The sequence below is a fragment of the Bradyrhizobium sp. cf659 genome, assembly GCF_900113725.1.
Lineage (GTDB): Bacteria > Pseudomonadota > Alphaproteobacteria > Rhizobiales > Xanthobacteraceae > Bradyrhizobium.
The window spans coordinates 1,828,965-1,850,974 of sequence record NZ_FOQJ01000001.1 but is presented as its reverse complement, the minus strand read 5'-3'; the positions used below and the strand labels follow the sequence as shown (position 1 = coordinate 1,850,974).

Annotated in this window: 23 protein-coding genes; 16 read left to right on the top strand and 7 right to left on the bottom strand. The window is 65.6% G+C overall.

The window, feature by feature from the left end:
* The first annotated feature begins 2 nt into the window (after nt 1–2).
* The 7 genes from BM118_RS08925 to BM118_RS08895 all read left to right on the top strand — a co-directional run bounded on the left by BM118_RS08925 (nt 3) and on the right by BM118_RS08895 (nt 5,197).
* A complete protein-coding gene (locus BM118_RS08925; RefSeq protein ID WP_011086090.1) occupies nt 3–434 on the top strand; it encodes a MaoC family dehydratase in 432 nt (143 codons plus the stop codon).
* The gene (locus tag BM118_RS08920) at nt 431–1,384 is read left to right on the top strand and encodes a dihydrodipicolinate synthase family protein (protein ID WP_092184105.1); all 954 of its coding nucleotides are present in this window, start codon (nt 431–433) and stop codon (nt 1,382–1,384) included. Before BM118_RS08925 ends, BM118_RS08920 begins: the two co-directional genes overlap by 4 nt.
* Nucleotides 1,385–1,395: 11 nt before the next feature.
* The gene (locus BM118_RS08915) at nt 1,396–1,698 is read left to right on the top strand and encodes a DUF4286 family protein (RefSeq protein WP_177234116.1); all 303 of its coding nucleotides are present in this window, start codon (nt 1,396–1,398) and stop codon (nt 1,696–1,698) included.
* A gap of 155 nt (nt 1,699–1,853) precedes the next feature.
* Nucleotides 1,854–2,690, top strand: coding sequence for an ABC transporter substrate-binding protein (locus tag BM118_RS08910; protein WP_092184100.1), 837 nt, complete (start codon nt 1,854–1,856; stop codon nt 2,688–2,690).
* 19 nt (nt 2,691–2,709) lie between these two features.
* A complete protein-coding gene (locus BM118_RS08905; RefSeq protein WP_092184098.1) occupies nt 2,710–3,441 on the top strand; it encodes an amino acid ABC transporter permease in 732 nt (243 codons plus the stop codon).
* Nucleotides 3,438–4,238, top strand: a complete 801-nt coding sequence (locus BM118_RS08900; protein WP_092184096.1) for an amino acid ABC transporter ATP-binding protein — start codon at nt 3,438–3,440, stop codon at nt 4,236–4,238. Before BM118_RS08905 ends, BM118_RS08900 begins: the two co-directional genes overlap by 4 nt.
* A 29-nt stretch (nt 4,239–4,267) precedes the next feature.
* Complete coding sequence (locus BM118_RS08895) at nt 4,268–5,197, top strand: dihydrodipicolinate synthase family protein (RefSeq protein ID WP_244550104.1); 930 nt, start codon at nt 4,268–4,270, stop codon at nt 5,195–5,197.
* On the opposite strand, the gene BM118_RS08890 is transcribed toward BM118_RS08895, so the two are convergent.
* From BM118_RS08890 to BM118_RS08865, 7 genes are read right to left on the bottom strand one after another with little or no spacing between them, the layout of a single operon-like run.
* Nucleotides 5,194–6,498 (bottom strand): LLM class flavin-dependent oxidoreductase, encoded by a 1,305-nt coding sequence (locus tag BM118_RS08890; protein ID WP_092184091.1) that lies wholly within the window; start codon nt 6,496–6,498, stop codon nt 5,194–5,196. The two genes, BM118_RS08895 and BM118_RS08890, sit on opposite strands and share 4 nt — an antisense overlap.
* Before the next feature lie 4 nt (nt 6,499–6,502).
* Nucleotides 6,503–7,261: an ABC transporter permease gene (locus BM118_RS08885; RefSeq protein WP_092184089.1), complete on the bottom strand. Its 759-nt coding sequence runs from the start codon at nt 7,259–7,261 to the stop codon at nt 6,503–6,505.
* Nucleotides 7,258–7,938 carry an ABC transporter permease gene (locus BM118_RS08880; protein WP_244550103.1) on the bottom strand — a complete coding sequence of 227 codons (681 nt, stop codon included), beginning with the start codon at nt 7,936–7,938 and terminating at the stop codon, nt 7,258–7,260. The genes BM118_RS08885 and BM118_RS08880 overlap by 4 nt, the downstream gene beginning before the upstream one ends.
* Nucleotides 7,939–7,947: 9 nt before the next feature.
* Nucleotides 7,948–8,073, bottom strand: coding sequence for a hypothetical protein (locus BM118_RS42540; RefSeq protein ID WP_283806354.1), 126 nt, complete (start codon nt 8,071–8,073; stop codon nt 7,948–7,950).
* A complete protein-coding gene (locus BM118_RS08875) occupies nt 8,070–9,086 on the bottom strand; it encodes an ABC transporter substrate-binding protein (RefSeq protein WP_092184387.1) in 1,017 nt (338 codons plus the stop codon). The genes BM118_RS42540 and BM118_RS08875 overlap by 4 nt, the downstream gene beginning before the upstream one ends.
* A gap of 23 nt (nt 9,087–9,109) precedes the next feature.
* Nucleotides 9,110–9,901: a class II aldolase/adducin family protein gene (locus BM118_RS08870; protein ID WP_092184087.1), complete on the bottom strand. Its 792-nt coding sequence runs from the start codon at nt 9,899–9,901 to the stop codon at nt 9,110–9,112.
* The gene (locus BM118_RS08865) at nt 9,898–10,761 is read right to left on the bottom strand and encodes an ABC transporter ATP-binding protein (protein WP_092184085.1); all 864 of its coding nucleotides are present in this window, start codon (nt 10,759–10,761) and stop codon (nt 9,898–9,900) included. Before BM118_RS08865 ends, BM118_RS08870 begins: the two co-directional genes overlap by 4 nt.
* A 263-nt stretch (nt 10,762–11,024) precedes the next feature.
* Between BM118_RS08865 and BM118_RS08860 the strand changes: the two genes are divergently transcribed.
* The 9 genes from BM118_RS08860 (at nt 11,025) to BM118_RS08820 (ending at nt 22,002) form a co-directional block, all read left to right on the top strand.
* Nucleotides 11,025–11,702, top strand: a complete 678-nt coding sequence (locus BM118_RS08860) for a GntR family transcriptional regulator (protein WP_210189036.1) — start codon at nt 11,025–11,027, stop codon at nt 11,700–11,702.
* Nucleotides 11,703–11,771: 69 nt separating this feature from the next.
* Nucleotides 11,772–12,551 (top strand): SDR family oxidoreductase, encoded by a 780-nt coding sequence (locus BM118_RS08855; protein ID WP_027548966.1) that lies wholly within the window; start codon nt 11,772–11,774, stop codon nt 12,549–12,551.
* Between the two features lie 7 nt (nt 12,552–12,558).
* Nucleotides 12,559–13,704: a pyridoxal phosphate-dependent aminotransferase gene (locus tag BM118_RS08850; protein ID WP_092184083.1), complete on the top strand. Its 1,146-nt coding sequence runs from the start codon at nt 12,559–12,561 to the stop codon at nt 13,702–13,704.
* 10 nt (nt 13,705–13,714) lie between these two features.
* Nucleotides 13,715–14,596: an alpha/beta fold hydrolase gene (locus tag BM118_RS08845; protein WP_092184385.1), complete on the top strand. Its 882-nt coding sequence runs from the start codon at nt 13,715–13,717 to the stop codon at nt 14,594–14,596.
* 4 nt (nt 14,597–14,600) lie between these two features.
* Nucleotides 14,601–15,854 carry a Zn-dependent hydrolase gene (locus BM118_RS08840; RefSeq protein ID WP_092184081.1) on the top strand — a complete coding sequence of 418 codons (1,254 nt, stop codon included), beginning with the start codon at nt 14,601–14,603 and terminating at the stop codon, nt 15,852–15,854.
* Between the two features lie 8 nt (nt 15,855–15,862).
* Entirely contained in the window at nt 15,863–16,393 is a 531-nt protein-coding gene (locus tag BM118_RS08835; RefSeq protein WP_177234114.1) for a flavin reductase, read from the top strand.
* A gap of 118 nt (nt 16,394–16,511) precedes the next feature.
* Nucleotides 16,512–17,990 (top strand): MocR-like pyridoxine biosynthesis transcription factor PdxR, encoded by a 1,479-nt coding sequence (gene pdxR / locus BM118_RS08830; protein ID WP_244550102.1) that lies wholly within the window; start codon nt 16,512–16,514, stop codon nt 17,988–17,990.
* A 425-nt stretch (nt 17,991–18,415) separates the two neighbouring features.
* On the top strand, nt 18,416–20,425 hold the full coding sequence (locus BM118_RS08825) for a hydantoinase/oxoprolinase family protein (RefSeq protein WP_092184077.1): 2,010 nt from the start codon (nt 18,416–18,418) through the stop codon (nt 20,423–20,425).
* Nucleotides 20,422–22,002: a hydantoinase B/oxoprolinase family protein gene (locus BM118_RS08820; RefSeq protein WP_177234113.1), complete on the top strand. Its 1,581-nt coding sequence runs from the start codon at nt 20,422–20,424 to the stop codon at nt 22,000–22,002. The genes BM118_RS08825 and BM118_RS08820 overlap by 4 nt, the downstream gene beginning before the upstream one ends.
* Nucleotides 22,003–22,010: the final 8 nt, after the last annotated feature.

The following is a 22,010-nucleotide window of genomic DNA, read 5'->3' as shown; positions in this document are numbered from 1 at the left end:
CCATGTACGAGCCGAAATCGTTCGACGATCTGAAGGTGAACGACAGGGTCAGCCTCAGCAAGACCATCACCGAGGCGGATGGTGCGCTCTACATTGCCGCGACCGGCGATTTCGGTCCTGTTCATGTCGACGAGGTCTATGCGGGCGCTACACGCTTCGGCCGCCGGCTGGCGCCGGGGATCATGGTCGCGGGGCTCTGCACCAGTATCCTCACCAGCGAACTGGTTGGCACGATCGGTGTCTCTGTCGAGGATCGGTTCTGGTTCACCGGCCCGGTGTTCTACGGCGACACGCTCACCTTCGACGTCTGGATCGCCGAGCAGCACGACGAGACGCGCACGATCATCTGGGAGGCAAGCGCCCGCAACGAGGGCGGCCTCGAGGTGCTGAAGGCGCGCGCGAGCCTGAAATTCCCGCGGCGGAAACCGTCATGAGCAAGCCGATGAAGAAACCTGACTTGCGCGGCGTCACGGTCGCAACCGTGCTGCCCTTCAAGGACGACAGCTCGATCGACTGGGACGGCTACGCCCGCGTGCTGGACTATTGTGCCTGTCCGGACGGAATCGCGGCCGTGTTCGTCAATGGACATGCCGGCGAGGGCGGGTCGCTCTCGGATGACGAGCGACAGGCGGTGATCGAGCGGACGCGCGGGCAAATCGGCGGCAAGCCGCTGCTGGCCGGCATCATCGCGCATTCCACCGCGGAAGCGATCCATCAGGCGCAGCTCGCGGAAGCTGCCGGCGCCGATTGCGCCGTGTTGTTCCCGCCGGCACCGCTCGGTGGCGGTGCATCGGCGACCTCGCGTGCGCCGGTGGCCTTCGTGCAGGCGGTAAGTTCCGCCATCGGCATTCCAGTGTCGATCTTCCAATATCCCCTGGCGTCCGGATTTGGCTGCTCACCGGAGACGCTGGCGAAGATCGCGGCGCTCGACAGCGTCATCGCCATCAAGGAGGGCAGCGACACCATCTTCGCCTATGACGAGAACCGCCGGGCGGTGAAGCAGGCCGATCCCACCGTCGCGATCCTGCCGTCGAATTTCAACTGGTTCCTGCCGCAGCTTGCCATCGGCGGCGACGGCATTCTCTCGGGTCTCGTCAGCCTCGCGCCGGATCTGTTCGTCGCGCTCTGGCAGGCGGCGCGCGCTGATGATCTCACGGCGATGCGCGCGGTCAACGAGCAGCTCTATCCGATCGTCCGCGCGATCTACGGGCCGGCGCCGATCATGGACATGCACACGCGCATGAAAGTCGGGCTCAAGGCGCTCGGCCTGATCCGCAATGCGGATCCGCGACCGGCCCTGCTGCCGGTCGTTCCTGCGCTGTGCGACGTCATCGCAACGACCGTCGGCGCGGCGCGCGCGGCCGGCAACATCCGTCTGGCGTGACGGAGGCACCGATGCCCGACGAAGCCTTCATTCACATCGTGCGGGTCGACATCGATCCCGAGCACGAGGCCGCGTTCAACGCCTGGTACGAGCAGACGCATTTCCCTGATCTGCTCGCCTGTCCCGGCTGGCTGTCGGCAAAGCGCTTCGTCTCGATCGGTGACGGACCAAAATACGCGGCCATGTACGAAGTTGCGGGACGATGGGCGTTCGAGACGCCGGAGTTCCTGAAGGTGAAGGGCTTCGGTCCGTTCGAATCCCTGGTGAAGAACCTCATGCGAATCCAGCTCAGGCCGATGTCGGGACCGGCTTGAGGGGGCGAAGACGATGCTGCCTGTCGTGTCGTGAGATGGCGAAGACGATGCTGCCTGTCGTGTCGTGAGATCCGGCCGGCCGCATCCAAGAAACATCGAGGGGAATCCCGGGCGAGGAACTGCATCGGTCATTGGCGTCTTACTGGAGGTATCACATGCTCTCGACACTGCTTCGCCTGAGTGCGGCTGCCGCACTCGCTCTCGCATCCACGGCTGCGCATGCGGCCTGTACGCCTGGGATCACCGACGACAATCTGATTGCGCCCGGGAAGTTGCAGCTCTCGATCAATCCGACCAATCCGCCGCAGCAATTCGTCGACAAGGACGGCCAGTTGCAGGGCCTCAACGTGGAACTCGCCGCCGAGCTCGGCAAGCGGTTGTGTCTTCCGGTCGAACTCGTCCGAATGGATTTTCCGGCGATGATCCCGGCCATGAACGCAGGCCGCATCGACGGCATCGACACCGGAATGTTCTGGACCGAGGAACGTTCGAAGCTGATGTACATGGTGCCGTATGCCATTCAGGCCATTTCGGTCGTGGTTGCGCCCGACAGCGGCACAAAAATTGCTACCGAAAATGATCTGATCGGGAAGTCATCGGCCGTCGAGGTGAGCAGCTACCAGATGAATTGGCTCAAGAAGCTCAGCGATGCGAGCGTGGCGAAGGGAGGCGCAGCCGTCGAGATGCGCACGTTCCCGACGGCGACCAACGTCGTGAGCGCACTGCTGGCCGGCCAGGTGGACAACGCGTTGCTCGTCGACAGCGTGGCGCGCGATCTTGTCGGCCGTGGTCGCGTGAAAGAAGTATTGAGCGGGCTCGGCACGGCGCGAACCACGCTCGGTTTCCGCAACAAGACGGTGGTTGACGCCGTCGTCAAAGCGCTGAACGCGATGCGTGCCGACGGCTTCTATCAGGCGCTGTTCGACAAGTTCGGCCTGACCAGCATGCCGGCCGATCAGCCGCTCGCGATCGCCGGCCCAGGCCCGGCCTGATACCTACGGAGACGAGCCGATGAGCCATTTCAGTCCGACGGCCGCCGTCAACTACTTCTTCAACTACTTCCTGATGAAGGGTGTGCTCGTCACCATCGGCCTGACGGTGGCGGCTGTCATCGGCGGATTGATTCTCGGCATGGGCATCGCGTTGATGCGCATGTCGTCCAACCCCGTGCTGTCAGGCTTCTCGCGCTTCTACATCTGGTTCTTCCGCGGCACGCCGCTGCTGATCCAGCTCGTGGTGATCTACAGCGGCTTGCCGCAGCTCGGGATCAAGTTCTCCGTCATCACCTGCGCGCTGGTCGGGCTGATTCTCAACGAGGCGGCCTATCTCGCCGAGATCGTGCGCAGCGGCTTCATGGCCGTTTCGGCGGGCCAGCGCGAAGCCGCCTGGGCGCTCAGCCTGTCGCCCTGGGTGACGTTCCGCCGTGTGACCCTGCCGCAGGCGTTCCGGCTGATGATCCCGCCGCTCGGCAACTCCATCAACTCGCTCTTGAAGGCGACGTCGCTCGCCTCGGTGATCTCGGTCGAGGAGCTCATGCGCCGCAGCGACATGCTGATGCAGGAGCATTTCCAGATCCTCGAAGTCTATGCGGCGGCCACGGCCTACTACCTGATCCTCACCTCGGTCTGGGATGCGGTTCAACGCCGGCTGGAGAAACACTTTGGCCGGTCGAGTGCTGCGAAGTCGCGGCGGGTCGCGGCGAGGGCGCCGGTTGCGCAGGCGAGCGTGGAGGCCCGCGCATGAGCGAGATACCGATGAACACGGCGAGTGGTACCGAAGGCGCAATTGCGCAGCCGCAGCTCCGCGAGGTGCCTGCGGTTCGCATGGAGGCCGTCTACAAGCACTATGGCGACTTCACCGCGTTGAACGAGGTCGATCTCAAGGTCGCCAAGGGCGAGAAGATCGTGATCTGCGGTCCCTCCGGCTCGGGCAAGTCGACGCTCATCCGCTGCATCAATCACATCGAGAAGCACGACGAGGGCCTGATCTACGTCAACGGCGTCGAGCTCGATCGCCAGCGCAAGAACATCGATGCGGTCAGGCGCGACACCGGCATGGTGTTCCAGAGTTTTAATCTGTTTCCGCACATGACGGTGCTGGAGAACTGCATCCTGGCACCGATGACGGTGAACAGCATGAGTGAGGCGGAGGCAAAGGACCTCGCCATGCATTTCCTGACAAAAGTCCGGATTCCGGACCAGGCCGAGAAATTTCCAGGGCAGCTGTCGGGCGGCCAGCAGCAGCGCGTCGCCATCGCGCGCGCGCTGTGCATGCGGCCGAAGATCATGCTGTTCGACGAGCCGACCTCCGCACTCGACCCCGAGATGGTCAAGGAGGTGCTGGAGACCATGAAGAAGCTCGCGGAAGAGGGCATGACCATGCTGTGCGTGACCCACGAGATGGGCTTCGCCCGCGAGGTCGCCGACCGCATCGTGTTCATGAACGAGGGCAAGGTGGTCGAGCAGGCCGCTCCGGAGGAGTTCTTCCAGCATCCGAAGTCCGAGCGGGCGCGAACGTTCCTCGACCAGATCATTTACTAGTTCGGGTCTCGGTAGTGTCTGGCGAGATGATGCAGGCATTCAGCGATCGCCTTCGTGGCATTCATGCCGCCACGATCCTGCCGATGACGCCTGATTTCGAGATCGATGAGCCCGGACTGGCCGATCATCTGGCCTCGGTCGCGTCCACGCCCGGCATCAATGGGCTCCTGGTCAACGGCCACGCCGGCGAAAACTTCGTGCTGTCGCTTGCCGAGAAGCGGCGCGTGGTGGAGCTGGCGCGCGCGCATGTTCCGAACGGCTGCCTGATCGTCTCCGGTGTCAACCATGAATCGAGCCTGGAGGCTGCGCGCGAGGCCGCCGTGCTGGAGCAGGCTGGCGCGGATGGCCTCCTGGTGTTTCCTCCCAACAGCTGGGCGCTCGGTCACGCCGATGATTGCGTCATCGAGCATCATCGCCGTATCCGCGATGCGACAACCGCACCCTTGATGCTTTATGCCGCACCGGTCGGTGCGGCAGCCATGGCCTATGCGCCGCCGCTGCTGGAGCAGCTCATCGCCGATCGCCGCTTCGTCGCGATCAAGGAGGGCAGCTGGGAGGTCGCGACTTACGAGCGGAATCTGAGGTTGATCCACAAGCTGCGTCCGGAGTTCGTCGTGCTCGGCTCCGGCGACGAACATCTGCTGACAAGTTACCTCGTCGGCTCGGCCGGCAGCCAGGTCAGCCTCGCCTGCGTCGTGCCCGAACTCGTGGTCAGCCTCTGGACTGCGGCCGAGGCCCGCGATTGGGAGCGGGCGCGTGCCGCGCACGAGAAGCTGTATCCGCTTTCGGTCGCGATCTACCGCGATGCACCCGGGGGACGGGCAACAGTACGGCTGAAGGCCTGCCTGAAGCTGCTCGGACGCCTGGCGTGCGACGCGGCACGGCCGCCGCAGACGCCGGCGACGCAAGGCGAGTTGCAGGCGCTCGAGCGCGCCTTGCGGATCGCCGGTGTGGACTAAGCCTGGAAGAACGGATTGGCCGGCCGCGCAAGGCCGAGGTGATCCCGCAACGTCGTCCCCTCATAGTCCGCGCGGAACAGCCCACGCTCCTGCAGAAGCGGTACGACGAGCTCGACGAAGTCGGCGAACCCTTCGTGGAAATAGGGCGGCATGACGTTGAAGCCGTCGGCGGCGTGCGCCTCGAACCAGAGCTGGAGCGTGTCGGCGATGCGCTCGGCCGAGCCGCACAGCACCCAATGGCCGCGGGCGGCGGCGGTGAGATTGTAGAGATCGCGCAGCGTCATGTTCTCGCGGCGGCCCTTGGCGAGCATGACGCTGGCGAAACTGTGATAGCTGTCGGACGGTGCGATGTCCGGGATCGGTCCGTCGAGATCGTAGGCCGACATGTCCCGGCCGAAGCGGTCGGACAGGATCGCAAGCGCATTGCTGCCGCTGACAAAGCTCTGGAGCACGTTGAGCTTCTCGAACGCCTCCTTGTCGGTGCGGCCGACGACCGGCATCACGCCCGGCAGCACCGTGACATCGTCGATCTTGCGTCCGAACGCCGGCAGTCGCGTCTTCAACGACGTGTAGCCGGCCTTGGCCTCCTCGATGTCCTGCACCACCGAGAAGACGATATCGGCGGTACGCGCGGCGAGAGCCTGGCCGGCCTCCGAGCCGCCGGCCTGGAGCACGACGGGGCGGCCTTGCGGGCTGCGGCCGATGTTGAGCGGGCCCTTCACCTTGAAGAACGCGCCGTCATGGTCGATCGGACGGAGTTTGGCCGGATCGATGTAGAGGCCGCTCGTGCGGTCGGCGACGATGGCATCGTCAGCCCAGCCGTCCCACAGGCCTTTGACGACATCGAGGAATTCGCCGGCCATCTCGTAGCGCCGCGCGTGGTCGGGATGGGTGGTGCCGAAATTCGCAGCGGTCGCCGGATTGGCCGTCGTCACCGCATTCCACGCCGCGCGGCCTTTCGAGATGTGATCGAGCGAGGCGAACACGCGCGCGACCGAAAACGGATCGCTGTAGGTGGTCGAGACGGTCGCGCCGAGCCCGATATGGCTGGTCGAGGTCGAAAGCGCGGCCAGCATCGTCAGCGGCTCGAGCCGCAGCGTGTAGGACGGATGGGCGGCGGCATCGGCATAGAGATTGTCGCCCATAAAGATCAGGTCGAACTTGCCGCGCTCGGCGGTGCGGCCGATCTCCTGGATCGCCGCAAAGTCCTGGAAGCTGTCGACCGCGCCGGGATAGCGCCAGCCGGCGACGTGGCTGCCGGTTCCCAGGATGAACAGGCCGAGATGCATCTGTCGTTTCATGGCGTCATGTCCAGAACAGGATCTTGCGTTCGAGGAAACCGATCAGGCCGAAGAAGGCGAGGCTCGCCGCGGATGCGACAAAGATCGCCGCCCAGACCTGGACGAAGTCGATCTGGAGCACGGCCTGGTAGATCACCCAGCCGAGCCCGCCATGCGCGCCGAGCATCTCGGTGACGATCGCCACGATCACGCTGCGCACCGTCGAGACGCGCATGCCCGCCAGCAGCAGCGGCAGGGCGGTCGGCAGGCGCAGGCGCCACAGCACACCGAAGCGACTGGCGCCAAAGCTCTTCATGAGATCGACGGCGCGGCGGTCGACACGGTCGAGCCCGGCCAGCATCGAGAGCAGGATGGTGAAGCTCACCGCCATCGCCACCATCACGATCTTCGAGCTGACGCCGATGCCGAACCAGAGCAGGATCAGCGGTGAATAGCCGACCACCGGCACCGAATTGATCGCGGTCGCCAGCGGCAGGATCGCGCTGCGAAGCGCCGGAACCAGTGCGATTGCGACGGCGAGGCCGATACCGATCAGGCAGCCGAGCCCGTAGCCGACCAGCGCTTCGAGCAGGGTGTAGCCGGCGGCATCGATGAGCGTTGCGCGCTTGGACCAGAGGCCTGCGAGGATGTCGCTGACGGCGGGGAGAACATAGGCGGGCAGATGCAGTCCGCGCGCCGCGCCTTCCCAGCACGCGACCAGGAGGACGGCGCCCAGGATGCCGCGCTGGACGGCGAGCGAAGGTGAGGCAGGCGCGCGGCTCATTGCTCGGCGTTCCAGAACACCAGCCGTCGCTCGACCGCGGCGACCACCGCATAGAAGCCGGTGCCGAGCAGCGCGGCGGCGAGCAGGGCGGCCCAGATCGCGACGACGTTCTCGGTGAACATGGCCTGGAGCAGCAGCACGCCGAGCCCGGTGGTGTCGCCGAACCATTCGCCGACGATGGCCCCGACCAGGCTGAGCGATGCGGCGAGCCGCAGCGCGACGAAGATCTGTGGCAATGCGGTTGGAAGCTGCAAGCGGAGCAGGAGCTGGCGGTTGGAGGCGCCGAAGCTGCGCATCAAGGCGACCTGCTTGGGATCGACGGTTTCGAGGCCCAGCAGCGTGTTCACCGTCACCGGAAAGAAGGTCAGATAGAACGCAATGATCGCCTTGGCGAGCAGCGTATTGCCGAACCACAGCACCACGAGCGCGCCGAAGGCGATGACCGGAATGGTCTGCGACACCACGAAGATCGGAAACACCATCTCGCGCAACGCGCGGACGCGGAAGAACACGACGCCCATGAGCACGCCGAAGGCGCCGCCGAACGCAAAGCCGATGAGGGTTTCGGCCAGCGTGCGCAGGAAGCCGTCGACATAGGCGCGGGGCGTGGCCGCCATGGCCATCAGGATCGTGCTGAGGCGCGGCAAGTAATAGGGCCGGATGCCGAACAGCTGCACCGCGCCTTCCTAGATCACCGCCGCGATGGCGAGGCCGAGCAGGAGCCGGATCAGCTTGCGCAGTGAAGCCGGCATTGCCATCGACCGCGCCGCCGCGCCGGCGTCACCAAGCGAAGCCGCCGCAGGGCGGCTCACGGCAGCCGGTCCGCCTGTGGAACGCCCTGGATGAAGCTTGCATCATACGCGGCAGCAAGATCCAGCGGCTTGGAGATCACGCCGTACTTCAGGAAGAAGTCGTGGGCGGTCTTGACCGCGTCGGCATCGATCCAGAACATACCGTTCTTGGCTGCCGCGCCTGATGTCATCAGGCGCTTCACTTCGGTGAGCATGAACTCCTGCTGCGCGCGGTCGAGCGTCGGGGCTGTGGCCATCACGGTATCGACGGCGCCCTTGGGATCGGAGAAAGCGTCCTTCCAGCCCTTCAGCGAAGCACGCAGGAATGCCTTGACCAGCTCCGGCTTCTCCTTCGCGGTTGCCTCGGCGACGATCAGCGTGTCGCGCGGGAAGGTGATGCCGTAATCCTCGGCGACGAAGGTCTTCAAACTGTCCTTCGGCATGCGCGACTGGATGGTGTAGAACTCGTTGTAGTAGGTCGCCGTAATCACGTCGACGCTGCCGTCCACGAAGGGCGTCACCGAAACCTGCTGCGGCTGGATCTTCAATTCATCCGGCTTGATGCCTTCCTTGGCCAGCATGCCGTTCAGCACATGGTTGGCGCCGGTGAACCAGGTGGTGACGGTCTTGCCCTTGAAATCCTGGATCGTCTTCACCGGCCCGTCCTTGCGGGTGACGAAGATGAACGGGGTGATCTGGTGCGACACGCCGATGCAGACGATCGGCAGCCCCTTGTCGCGCGCGGCGAACACGCTGTCGGTGCCGCCGGACAGGCCGAACGTGTCGGCGCCGGTCGCGACCAGGTTTTCGGTGAGCAAGTTGGGTCCGCCGGGGTTGATGGCGAGGTCGATGCCTTCGGCCTTGTAGTAGCCCTTGGCGGCCGCGACGTAGAAGCCGGCGAATTGCGCCTGCGGCAGCCATTTCAGGCGCAGGCTCGCCTTCTGCAACTCGGCCGCGGGCGCGGCCGTGACAAGCGAGCCGGTCGCCAGTGCGATGGCGGAGAGGACGGAGAAGGCGTGGCGTCGGCTCAACATGGTCATACTCCAGGCGGTGAAAATCAATTGCGATAAGACGGATCGGTGCGGTCGAGCTGGCGCATCAGCGCCGGCCATTCGCGTTCACCGGGCACGAGGATGTCGCCCTGCAATTCCCAGAACTGGCGCGCGGCTTTCTCGCAGACCTCGTGTGGCGGCATCACCAGCTTGGCGCCGGCTGCGGCAGCCGCTTGCATCTGGAGCTGGATCCGCGCGGCGCGCTCGAAATAATAGAGCAGCATGAAGGCCTCGCCCGGCGTTCGTCCGACGGTGAGGATGCCGTGGTTGCGCATCAGCATGACCTTGTGCGGACCGAGATCCCGCACCAGGCGAACCTGCTCATCGAGGTCGATGGCGACGCCTTCGTAGTCGTGAAAGGTCTGGCGGTCGTAGAAGCGCATCGCGAACTGGCTGAGCGGCAACAGGCCTTTCTCTTGCCCCGAGACCGCGACGCTTGCGTCGGAATGGGTGTGCAGGACGCAGGCTGCGTCGTGGTTCGAGGTGTGGATCGCGGCATGGATGACGAAGGCCGCGACATTGACCGCATAAGGCGTATCGTCGAGCTTGTTGCCCTTGGTGTCGATCTTCACCAGGCTCGACGCCGTGATCTCGTCGAACAGCAGGCCGTAGGGATTGATGAGAAACTGATCCTCGTGGCCGGGCACGCGCAGGGAGATGTGATTGTAGATCAGGTCGTCCATGCCGAGCCTGGCGACCATGCGATAGCAGGCCGCGAGCTTGATCCGGGCATCCCACTCGGCCGGCTCGATCCCGCGCGGTGCGGCTTGCGGTTCTCTCCCTGACATCGCGTTCACGGCGTCTTCTCCTGCGCGATGGAGGATTGGAACGACTTCATGCTTTCCTCCTCGATGGCATCGAGCAACGTGCGCTTGAGGCGCACGAATTCGGGGGAGGTGACGATCTCGGGCCGGCGCGGGCGGGGGAGGTCGACGACCTGTTCGAGCTTCACCGAGCCGGGACGCGCCGTCATGACGAGCACGCGGTCGCCGAGGAAGATCGCCTCGTCGACGTCATGGGTGATGAAGAGAATGGTGCGGCGGTATTTCTGCCAGACGTCGAGCAGCCAGCGCTGCATCATCGCCCGCGTCAGCGCATCGAGCGCGCCGAACGGCTCATCCAGCAGCATCAGATCGCGTTCGAACAGGAAGGTCCGCATCAGGGCGACGCGCTGGCGCATGCCGCCGGACAATTGATTGGGATATTGCTTCTCGAAGCCGGCGAGCCCGAACTCGGGCAGCATCTTCAGCGCCTTGGCGCGCGCCTGGTCGCGCGGCATGCCCTCGACCTCGAGCGCGAGGATGGCGTTGTCCACGACGTTACGCCAGGGAAACAGCAGGTCGCGCTGCGGCATGAAGGAGACGCGGCCAAGCAGGTCGGCCGAATGGCAGCTCTTGCCCTCGAAGCGCAGGATGCCGCCGGTATCAGGCTCCTCGAGGCCAGCGACGATGTTGAAGAGGGTGCTCTTGCCGCAGCCGCTCGGGCCGACGACGGTGACGAACTCGCCGGGGGCAACGCTCGCCTCAAGTCCCGACAGCGCCGCGACGGGACCGAAGGTCTTGTTGATCGCACGCAGTTCGAGCAGCGGCTCAGGCTTCAGTTGCGCCTGCGGGGCTTCGGTGGCCGGTCCGGGATGGGGGAGGCGGGCAGCCTGCACCGGGATGTCCTTGTATAATGGCGGCGGCCATTCGCATACGAAAGCGGACCGCGTCGAAATCTCTTAGCAACTCGTGTGCCAGTGCGATTCCCTGGCAAATCAGGCATAAGACTTGCGAGATCGACGGCGAATAGGTCGGAGTCGCGTGCGGCTCCGAGCGAAAATCAGTCGTTTCGCTGGAAGATGGGTGCCATTTTGTATACGTATATTGATATCGGAGAAACATGATGGCGGATATTGGTGCACATGCCGGAGGCAAACGCGTGAAAAATGGGCATGACGCCTTGCCGGCCGGCCCGGGCATGACGCTCGCCGAGAGCCTGCGCCTGAAGCTCGAAGGGGCAATCGCGGCGGGGCATCTCGAGCCGGGCAGCCGGCTCGACGAGCAGGAGATCGCGCAGCGCTTCGGCGTCTCGCGCACGCCGGTGCGGGAGGCCTTCCGCCTGATGGCCGCCAACAATCTGGTCGAGCTGCGCGGCCGGCAGGGCGCGACCGTCCGCAGCATCAAGGCGCAGGCGCTGATCGAGATGTTCCAGGTCATGGCGGAGCTGGAGGGGCTCTGCGCGCGGCTCGCCGCCCGGCGCGTTTCCCAGGTCTGGGGGGCTGAAATTGGCGAGATTCACCAGCGGCTTGTGGCGGCAGGTGAAACCGGCGACATCGACGTTTTCTACGACATCAACCAGGAATTCCACGAGGCGATCTACGAGGCCTCGCGTAACGCCTTCCTGGCCGACCAGACCCGCAAGCTGCGCAATCAGGTGGCGGCGTATCGCCGCCGGGTGACACGCATGCCGAACCGGATCGCCGACACCATCCGCGAGCACGAGGCGATCATGCAGGCGATCCTGGCCCATGATCCGGAGCGGGCGCACAGCGCCATGCGGGACCACGTCAACCTGCTCGGCGACAACCTTCTGGACTTCCTCGCCGCCTTCGAATGACCCCCTGATGTCGCTTGGTATGCAAATTGCTAGACCTTGTATATCTAGCTTGCATCCTGGAGACCCGGAGTGGACCTGAAGCTGACGAACAAGACCGCCCTGATCACCGGCGCGTCGAAAGGAATTGGACTTGCGGTGGCCGAGCTCTTCGCCGCGGAGGGCTGTCACCTGCATCTCGCCGCCCGCAACGGCGAGGCCATGCTCCAGGCCAAGCGCGACCTCGAAGCCCGCTTTGGCGTGAAGATCACCATCCACGCGCTCGATTTGTCGAGCACGGCTGCGATGGAGAAGCTCGCGGCCGAGGTCGGCGACATCGACATCCTTATCAACAATGCCGGCGACATCCCGGCCGGTTCGCTGGAAATCCTCGACGACGCGGCCTGGCGGCGCGGCTTCGATCTCAAGGTGTTCGGCTACATCACGCTGTCGCGTCTCTATTATCCGCGCATGAAGGGCAAGGACGGCGTCATCATCAACATCATCGGCAATTCCGGCGAGAACTGGGACGCGAGCTATATCGCGGGCTCGACCGGCAACGCCGCGCTGATGTCCTTCACCAAGGCGCTCGGGGGCCGCAGCCTCGATCACGGCGTGCGCGTCGTGGCGGTCAATCCGGGACCGGTCGCCACCGACCGCATGCTCAAGATCATGAAGCGCAAGGCGATCGACATGCTCGGCGACGAAAGCCGCTGGGAAGAGCTGTTCGACAAATATCCCGGCAAGCGGCCGGCGACATCGGAGGAAGTTGCCGATCTCGTCGCCTTCCTGTCCTCGCCGAGGTCCGGCTACATCACCGGCACCGTGGTGACGATCGACGGCGGCATCGCCGCCCGCGGCTCTGTGATCTGAGGCGTCGATGTCGAAGCCTCAATCCGCGGCACTGGTCCGCAACCGCTATTTCGACGAGCTCTCGGCGACGCCGGGACTCTACTGGCTCGGCCAGAACACCAACCATGTCGAGAGCCACCCCGCCGTGCGCGAGGCGATGCTGCGCTCGATCGAGGCGGGCGAGTTCAATGCGTATGCCCCGCCGCTCGGCTTCGAGGCGCTGCGCGCCGCGATCGTCGCCGACCTCGGCACGACAGGCGCAGAGGCGCTGGTGACCGAGGGTGGCGTCAACGCGCTGGCGATGATCTGCCGCGCGCGCTGCAAGCCCGGCACGACGCTGGTGACGACCGATCCGACCTGGAAATGGCCGTGCCTGTTCGCGCGCCAGCAGGGCGCCGAGGTGATCGAGATTCCGATCTACGATCCGGCCTGCAACTACCGCCTGATGCCCGAGGCGTTGAAGGCGAATGTCGATGAGCGCACCGCGATCATCTATCTCGTCGATCCCAACAATCCGCTCGGCATCCGCTACACGCGCGAGGAGATCGAGAGCTTTGCGGCGATCGCGCGCGATTGCGGCGCGCTGCTGGTGCACGACTGCACCTACCGCGATTTCGCCGACGGCCACACCCCGGCGCTCCACGTGGCGCCGCAAGGCTCGGTCGTTTCGACCAGCTTTTCGAAATGGCTCGGGCTTGCCGGCCTCCGCATCGGTGCTCTGGTTGCTGCTCCCGATCTGTTCGAGGAACTGGCGCAGACTTCCACGAGCGTGCTCGGCGCGAGCGTCATCGCCCAGCGCGCGGCGCAGGCGGGGTTGTCGGTCAAGGCCGAATGGATGAAGAAGGTCCGAAGCACCGACCGGGCCAACAAGGCGATGATCCAGGAGGCGGCGGCCGGGATCGAAGGGCTGGCGCTGCCGATCATGCCCTCGCACGGAAACTTTCTGGTGCTGGAGACCATCGCGGCGGGCATCCGTCCCGAGGCGCTGGTCGAGTGCTATCGCCGGCAGGGCATCATGATCCGCCAGGGCACCTATCACACGCAGCGCTTCGGCGACCGTTTCGTCAAGATCAGCACCTCCGTGCCGCAGGCGTGGGTCGAAAAGCTTTGCACGCTGCTGCCGGACATGGTTGCGCAGGCGCGCATGCTCAATGACCTGCCGCCGCAATTCTAGGATGATGCCGATGACGATGATCACGACCAGCGACGGTGTGAAGCTCCATGTGGAAGAGGCGGGCGAGGGCACGCCGATCCTCTTCATCCATGAATTCGGCGGCAATCACGCAAGCTGGGAGCCGCAGCTGCGCTATTTCAGCCGGCGCCATCGCTGCATCACCTACGCCGCACGCGGCTATCCGCCGTCGGATGTGCCTGACAGCGTGGAGGCCTATTCGCAGGCGATCGCCGCTGACGATGCGGTTGCCGTGCTCGATGCGCTCCGAATCGAGAAGGCGCACATCGTCGGCCTCTCGATGGGCGGCTTCTGCACGGTGCATTTCGGCCTGCGCACGCCGGAACGCGCTCTGTCACTCACCGTGGCCGGCGCCGGCTATGGCTGCGAGAAGGAGTTCGAGGAGTATTTTCGCGGGGTCTCGCGCGAAGTCGCCGACAATTTCGAGAAACAGGGCGCCAAGGAATTCTCGAAGATCTATGCGCTGGGCGCCAGCCGGGTGCAGTTCCAGAACAAGGATCCGCGCGGCTGGCAGGAATTCGCCGATCTTCTCGCCACCCATTCCGATCGCGGCGCTGCCAACACCATGCGCGGCGTCCAGGCGCGGCGGCCGTCGTTCTACGATCTCGAGGACGGCTTGAAGACAATGATGGTGCCGACGCTGGTCGTCGTCGGCGACGAGGACGATCATTGTCTGCAGCCCGGCATCTTCCTGAAGAAGACCATTCCGGCCTGCGGTCTCTCCGTCTTCCCCAAGACCGGCCACACGCTCAATCTGGAAGAGCCGGCGGCGTTCAACGCGCTGCTCGCCGAGTTCATCGCTCAGGTCGAGGCCGGGCGCTGGCTGCCGCGCGATCCGCGCGCGCTGCCGGGTCAGATCATGCGCACGAAGTAGGTCGATGGGATCGAGCACCTTGATCAACGCCGATCGGCTGTGGACCCGCCTGATGGCGCTCGCCGAGATCGGCGCGACGCCCGCCGGCGGGGTCAACCGTCAGGCACTGAGTGACGGCGAGATTGCCGCATGGCGCCACGTCATCGGCTGGGCACGCGAGGCGGGCCTGACGCCGTCGACGGATGCCGCGGGAAACCTGTTCCTGACGCTGGCCGGGCGCGATCGCGCCGCGCCGCCGCTTCTTCTCGGCAGTCATCTCGACAGCCAGCCGACCGGCGGGAAATTCGACGGTGCGGCCGGCGTCATGGCGGCGCTGGAGGCGGCGGTCTCGCTCGCCGAGCAAGGGGACGCGCCGGCACGCGATGTCATCGTCGTCGCCTGGATGAACGAGGAAGGCTCGCGCTTCGCCCCGGGCATGATGGGCTCGGAGGCCTTTACCGGCGAACGCGATATGGACGCGATCCGCGCCGCGCACGATGCAGATGGCATCAGCGTCGGCGAAGCGCTCGATCGTCTCCACGAGGCCTTTCCTGATCTGCCGCACAGGCCGCTCGGCTTCGCAATCGGGTCCTATCTCGAATTGCACATCGAGCAAGGGCCGCTGCTGGAGGCAGCCGCCTGCACCATCGGTGTCGTCACCGGCATCCAGGGCAAGAAGACGTTTCAGGTGGTGGTCGAGGGCGCCGAGGGACACGCCGGCACGCTGGCGCAGCAGGAGAGGCGGGACGCGCTCGCGGCCTTTGCGCGGATGGCGACGGCGCTGCATGCGGAGATCGGTGTCATCGATGCCGACATCAAGTTCACCATCGGCCGCGTTGCCGTGGTTCCGAACGCGCCGTCGGTGGTGCCTTCTCGCGTCAGCTTCAGCATCGATCTGCGCCATCCTGACAATGCGGTGCTCGATGCGGCGGGCGTGCGCATCGCGGCTCTTTGCCAGGAGAACGCCGCACCTTGCACGGTCACGGTGACACCGCTCGTCGATGCGCCGTCAAACGCCTTCGATCCGCGCCTGCGGGCAAGCATCGCGGAGGCCGCGCGAGAGCAGGGGCATTCCGCCATGGACATCCTATCGGCGGCCGGTCACGACGCCCGCCATCTCGCCAAGATCTGTCCCGCCGCGATGATCTTCATCCCGTGCCGCGACGGCGCAAGCCATGTCGAGCACGAATGGGCTGAGCCCGATCATGTTGCCGCCGGCGCCTCCGTGCTGGCACAGGTGCTGCGCGAGCTCGCGTTTGCGCCTGGCATTGCGGCGTGAGGACGCCGATGCAGGACGTGGCCCCACAGGACTACCGCGACGCGATGGCCTGCCTCGGTGCGGCCGTCAACATCGTGACGACGGATGGCAGCGCGGGTCGCGCCGGATTTACCGCATCCGCGATTTGCAGCGTCACCGACGATCCGCCGACGCTTCTGGTCTGTATCAACCGCGCGTCCTCGGCCTACGCCAGCGTGACGCGCAACGAAGTGGTGTGCGTCAACGTGCTCTCGGCCCGGCACGAGCCGCTGTCCCGGCTGTTCGGCGGCAAGGTGCCCGCCGAGGAACGGTTTGCGGCGGCCGCGTGGTCGACACTCGCAACCGGTGCGCCCATGCTGGTCGACTGTGCCGCGGCGTTCGACTGCCGGATTGCCGATATCGTCAATGTCGGCACGCATGACGTGCTGTTCTGCCGCGTCGTGGCCGTGCAACGATCCGGCTGCACCGACAATCTGATCTATTTCGGCCGCGCCTACCACACGGTCGGGGTGACCGATCAAGCCGAGGCTGGACCCGAATCCGCTCTTGACGCATCCTGATGGGACGCTGGCGGCCATCGCCGGCCGATCCAACAGCCGCCTCCATGTGATGGACAGAGATCGTCAGCCGCACCAGCGCGTATCCCTTGCGGGGATGCATATCGACCGGAATTCGGCCGTGCCGCTGCACTTGCAGATCGCGGCTCACATCCGGGGCTGCATCCTGCGCGGCGTCTTTCCGGCCGGAACGCAATTTCTGGGATCGCGCGAGATCGCGCGGGAGTTGGGCTGCTCGCGCACGGTGGTGTTGACCGCGTGGGACCTGCTCTACGCCGAGGGCTATCTTGAATCGACCCCGCGCGGCAGCGTCATGGTGGCATCCGTCGCAACACCGCATGCGGAGCTAACGTCGGTGGCGTCGCCCGCGGCCGTGCCCGCCCATATGTCGAAGCGCTGGCAATCGCTGCTCGCCTTCGACTACGAGACCAACTGGCCGTCGGAGTTCAGTCCCGGCGCGCCCGATATTTCGACCTTCCCCTTCAAGGACTGGTCGCGCCTGCTGCGCCAGGCCTGGCAGAATCCGCGGGAGCAGGAGTGCCTCGATCTCCCGCCCGAAGGCCATCCGCGGCTGCGCAGCGAGATCGCAAATTTCCTCGGCTCGGTGCGCGGTCTGGTCTGCTCGCCGGAGGAGGTCGTCGTCACGTCGGGCACATCGGCGGCGCTCGACTTCTGCAGCCGGATGATCCTCGATCCCGGCGACGAGGTCTGGGTCGAGGAGCCCGGCTTTGTCGAGGCGCGCTGGGCGCTCACGGCGGCCGGCGCGAAGCTGGTTCCGGTTCCGGTCGACGACAAGGGGCTGGTCGTCTCGGAAGGTATCAGGCGCGCGCCGGGGGCGCGGCTGATCGTGGTCACGCCGTCGCATCAATATCCGCTCGGCGTCAGCATGGGCCTGGAGCGGCGTCTCGAGCTGCTCGACTGGGCCAACAAGAACGATGTCTGGGTGATCGAGGACGACTACAATTCGGAGTTCAGGCATCAGGACAGCATGATCGCCTCGCTGCGCTCGCTCGATCGCGAGGGGCGGGTGATCTATTTCGGCACCTTCTCGAAGATCATGATGCCGGCCTTGCGGCTCGGCTACATCGTCGCCAACAGGCATTTCATCGATGGATTTTCCCGGGGCCGCGCGCGGATCGACGTCCACACCTCCGGCGTCGGTCAGCTCGCGCTGGCGGAGTTCATGCGGGAGGGGCATCTGCTGCGGCATCTGCGCGGGATGCGCCGGGTCTATGCCGTGAGGCGAAAGGCGTTGATCGATGCGATCGCCACGCTGATGCCCGACGATCTGACCGTGTCCGCGGCGGTGACGGGACTGCATCTGGTGGTGCTGTTCACCGATGCGATGCGGGCGCGGATGAGTGACCGCGAGGCGGCTGCAATCCTGAAGCAGGCTGGCATCCACGTGCAGCCACTGTCGCAGAATTTTCTGGAGCAGCCGACGTTGCAAGGCCTGGTGTTCGGCTACGGGCGGCTGCGCGTCGAGGATGCATCTCCGCTGCTTGCGAGAATCGCGGCTTGCATCGGCAGCGGCTGCCGCAATGCACCATCCGACCCGGCCATATCGTCTCTTACTGTTCGTACAATAAAGAGAGGCTGAGCCGACCGCCATGCATAGCTCATAGGCGGCGAATATCCCACAGTGCCGTTCGATCGCCTGCAAATTAGACAGACGATCTTGAGCGCTCCGATTGCGGTGCAGCGGGCGTCATGATTTGTGCGGGGAAATCCGTGGTGCGCTGCACTTTTCCCCCGTGGAACAGTCCTCGTTGATGTGCTCTCTGCGCGGGCACCGCTGCACCAAAACGTGCAGCAGGTGGCGCGGTGCGCGGCGTCGCTCGCGCGCTGGCCTAGTGGTTTGCGACAACTCTGGCCCTATCCCGAGCCCATCGCTCTGTCGCACGCTCGCTCATGGTGGCATGACAGGGGATGCATGATGAGCGGTCTCGGTTTGGCATTGGACGTTGCGATGGACGTGAAAGACCCGGCGTCCGGTCAGGACGTCATCCGTAGCTGACCCTGCACATGAGCGATTCCGAAAATCACTGGGAAGTCGGCACCGATATCGGTGGCACCTTCACCGATATCATCGCGATCCGGCGTGGCTCCGCGGAGGCACGGATCGCGAAGGTGCCGTCGCGTCCGCAGGCACCCGTTCAGGCGATGCTCGAGGCCATCGAGGCGGTGGGCCTGCGCAAGAGCGAGGTCAAGCGCTTCGTCCACGGCACCACGCGCGTCACCAACGCCATCGTCGAGGGCCGGCTGCCGAAGGTGGCGTTGGTCGCGACCGAAGGCTTTGCCGACGTGCTGGAGATCGCGCGCTATCGCCGCCGCGATCTCTACCGTCTCGACATTCCGCCGAAATCGCCGCCCCTGGTGCCGCCCGAACGATGTTTCGGGCTCGCCGAGCGCCTCGATCACGAGGGCCGGGTGCTGAAGGCGCTGGATGAATCGGAGATCGAGCGTCTGGTGGCGTGGCTGAAACAGACCGGCGTGCAGAGCGTCGCGGTGGCCTTGCTGCATGCCTATGCCAATCCGGTGCATGAAAAAATGCTCGGCGAGCGTCTCAAGGACATCGTTGCCCACGTCTCGCTGTCGCACGAGGTCAATCCCGAGGCGCGCGAATACGAACGGACCTCGGCGACCGTGTTCAATGCGGCCGCGATGCCGATCGCGGTGGAATATCTGAGCGAGCTGGAGCAGCGGCTGCCGATCGGAGCCGGCTTGCAGGTGTTCCATTCGGCCGGCGCCATGATCCCGATTTCGGCGGTGAAGCGGCGGCCGCTGGTGATGGCGATGTCGGGCCCGGCGGCCGGCGTCTCGGCCTCCGTCAGCATCGCGCGGCAGCTCGGCACATCGCGCATGCTGACCTTCGACATGGGCGGCACCACGACCGACGTCTGCCTGATCGTGGACGGCCAGGCCGAGATGACCGACGGCCGCATGCTCGGCGACAAGCCGCTGCGCCAGCCGATGCTCGCGGTTCATTCCATCGGTGCCGGCGGCGGATCGATCGTGCGCAACTGTCCGGGCGGCCTGACGGTCGGGCCGGAGAGCGCCGGCTCCGAGCCGGGGCCGGCCTGCTACGGCCGCGGTGGCACCGAGCCGACGATCACGGATGCCAACGCGGTCCTCGGCTATCTCAATCCCGAAACAAAACTCGGCGACCGCATCGGGATCGACATCAAGGCCGCCGCTGACGTCATCGCGCCGATTGCCCGCGCACTTGGACTGAGCCTGACCGAGACGGCGCTCGGCATCATCAAGGTCGCGAACGCGACGATGGCGCGTGCGCTCCGCCGGGTCACCGTCGAGCGCGGCATCGACGGGCGCGACTGCACGCTGCTCGCCTTCGGCGGCGGCGGCCCGATGCATGCCGCGGGCCTTGCCGATCTCTACGGGATTGCAGCGGTCGTCGTGCCCAGCGCATCGAGCGCGTTCTCGGCGCTGGGCTGTCTCACCGCCGATTTCAGCTTCCTCCAGCAGCAGACTTTTCGCGCGGCGCTCGATGGCATCGATCTCGCGCGGGTATCGGAGCGGATCGGGACGTTGATCGCCGATGCATCGGCGCCGCTGATCGCCAACGGCGTCGCGAAGGCGGAGATCCAGGTCGAATTGGTGGCGTTGATGCGCTACGCGGCACAGAACGACGCCATTCCGGTTCCGTTTGCTCTGCCGCTCGACGCCGGAACGCTCAAGAAGGACTTCTTGGCACGGCATCACGAGCTGTTCGGCTATGCGACGAAGGAGAGCTGCGTCATCGAATCCGTGCGGGTGCAGGCGCGCCGTCCGTCGACGACCGTTGTCAGCCGGCCGGCGACCGTGGCCCGCGCGGTGTCCACCGGCAGACGCATCTGCTCGTTCGACGGCTTCCACGACATCGCAACCGCGATCATTGACCGCGCCGCAATGACCGACATCGTCAGCGGTCCCGCCATCATCGAAGACGCCTGGTCCACGGTGGTGGTGCCGCCCGGCTGGCAGGCGAGGCCCGATGCAACAGGCAATCTGTTCTTGACGCGGAGGGCGGCATGAAGCTCGATCCGTTCGTCGTCGAAGTCATCAGGCACGGGCTTTCCGCCGCCGCCGAAGAGATGAGCCTGGTGATGACGCGCTCGGCGCGTTCGCCGCTGCTGCGCGAGGCCGGCGATCTGTCATCGGCGATCACGGATGGCCGCGGCGGCCTGGTCGGGCAGGGCCGCGACATCCCGATCCATCTCGGTGCGATGGCCTACACCGTTCCGGAACTTCTGAAGGTCGTGCCGATCGAGACCCTGAACGACGGCGACGTGCTGATCTACAATGTCGGCGCGCTCGGCGGCAATCATCTCAACGACGTCAAGGTCGTGCGTCCCGTCTTCGTTGACGGCGAGATCGTGGCGTTCGCGGTCAGCCTCGCGCACTGGCCCGATATCGGCGGCACCTGGCCCGGCAGCTATTTCGCAAAGGCCATCGACACGTTCCAGGAGGCGATGCGCATTCCGCCGGTGCTGATCGCGACCGCGGCCGGCGTCAACGTCCCGATCGTGCAGCTGCTCAAGGCCAACGTTCGCGACCCCGAATCCTGCGAGGGCGACCTGCTCGCGCAGATCGCGGCGACCAAGGCGGGCGAGCGCCGCATCGTCGAGCTCTGCCGGGAGCACGGCAAGGCGGTGTTCATGGCGACGCAGTCGCGCCTGCACGATCTCTCCGAAATCGAGATGCGGGAGGCGCTCCGCGCGCTGCCGGATGGCGTCTACGAAGGCGAGGACTATCTCGACGACGGCAGCGTCAACAACGCCCCGGCGCGGATCCACGTCAAGATCACCATCGCGGGCGACGAGGCGACCTTCGACCTGTCAGGAAGCTGCGACCGCGTCTCCAACTTCTGCAACACGACGCCGTTCATGGCGCGCTCGGCAGTGGCCTATGCCGCGCGCATCATGAGCGGGCGCGACATGCATCAGAATGCGGGCGCGCTCCGGCCTTTGACCATCATCACGCGCCCGGGCTCGATCCTGGAGCCGGGCTGGATGGCGTCCGTTGCCGCCGGCAACCACGAGACGTCCATGCGCATCGTCGATGCGATCTTCCGCGCCATGCAGCACACCATTCCCGAACGCCTGTCGGCCGGCGGGGCGACCACCGCGGGCGTGCTGTTCTTTGCCGAGCCGCGGCCGAACGGCTCCTGGAAGATGCTCTACGAGGTCCATGGCGGCGGCGAAGGCGCGCGGCACGATCGCGCCGGCATGTCGGCAACCCGGGTGCATCTGTCCAACACCTCGAACACACCGGTCGAGGTGATCGAAGCGAGCTACGCGATCCGCCTCGAGCAGCAGGCGATTCGCCGGCACTCCGGCGGCGCGGGGGCGCATCGCGGCGGTGACGGCTCCGTACGCACCTATCGCATCCTCGCACCCTCGATGCATCTGACCACCTGCATCGAGCGCATGGTGATTGCGCCGTTCGGCATGCAGGGCGGCGAGGCCGGCAAGGCCTGCCGCATCTCGCTGCTCCGGCAGGGCGCAAACGTTGCGATCGACGGCAAATCAAATCTTGTGTTGCAGCAAGACGATCTCGTCACGATCGAGATGTGCGGTGGCGGCGGCTACGGCGCCGCGGCTGCGGAGTGAGGGGATTA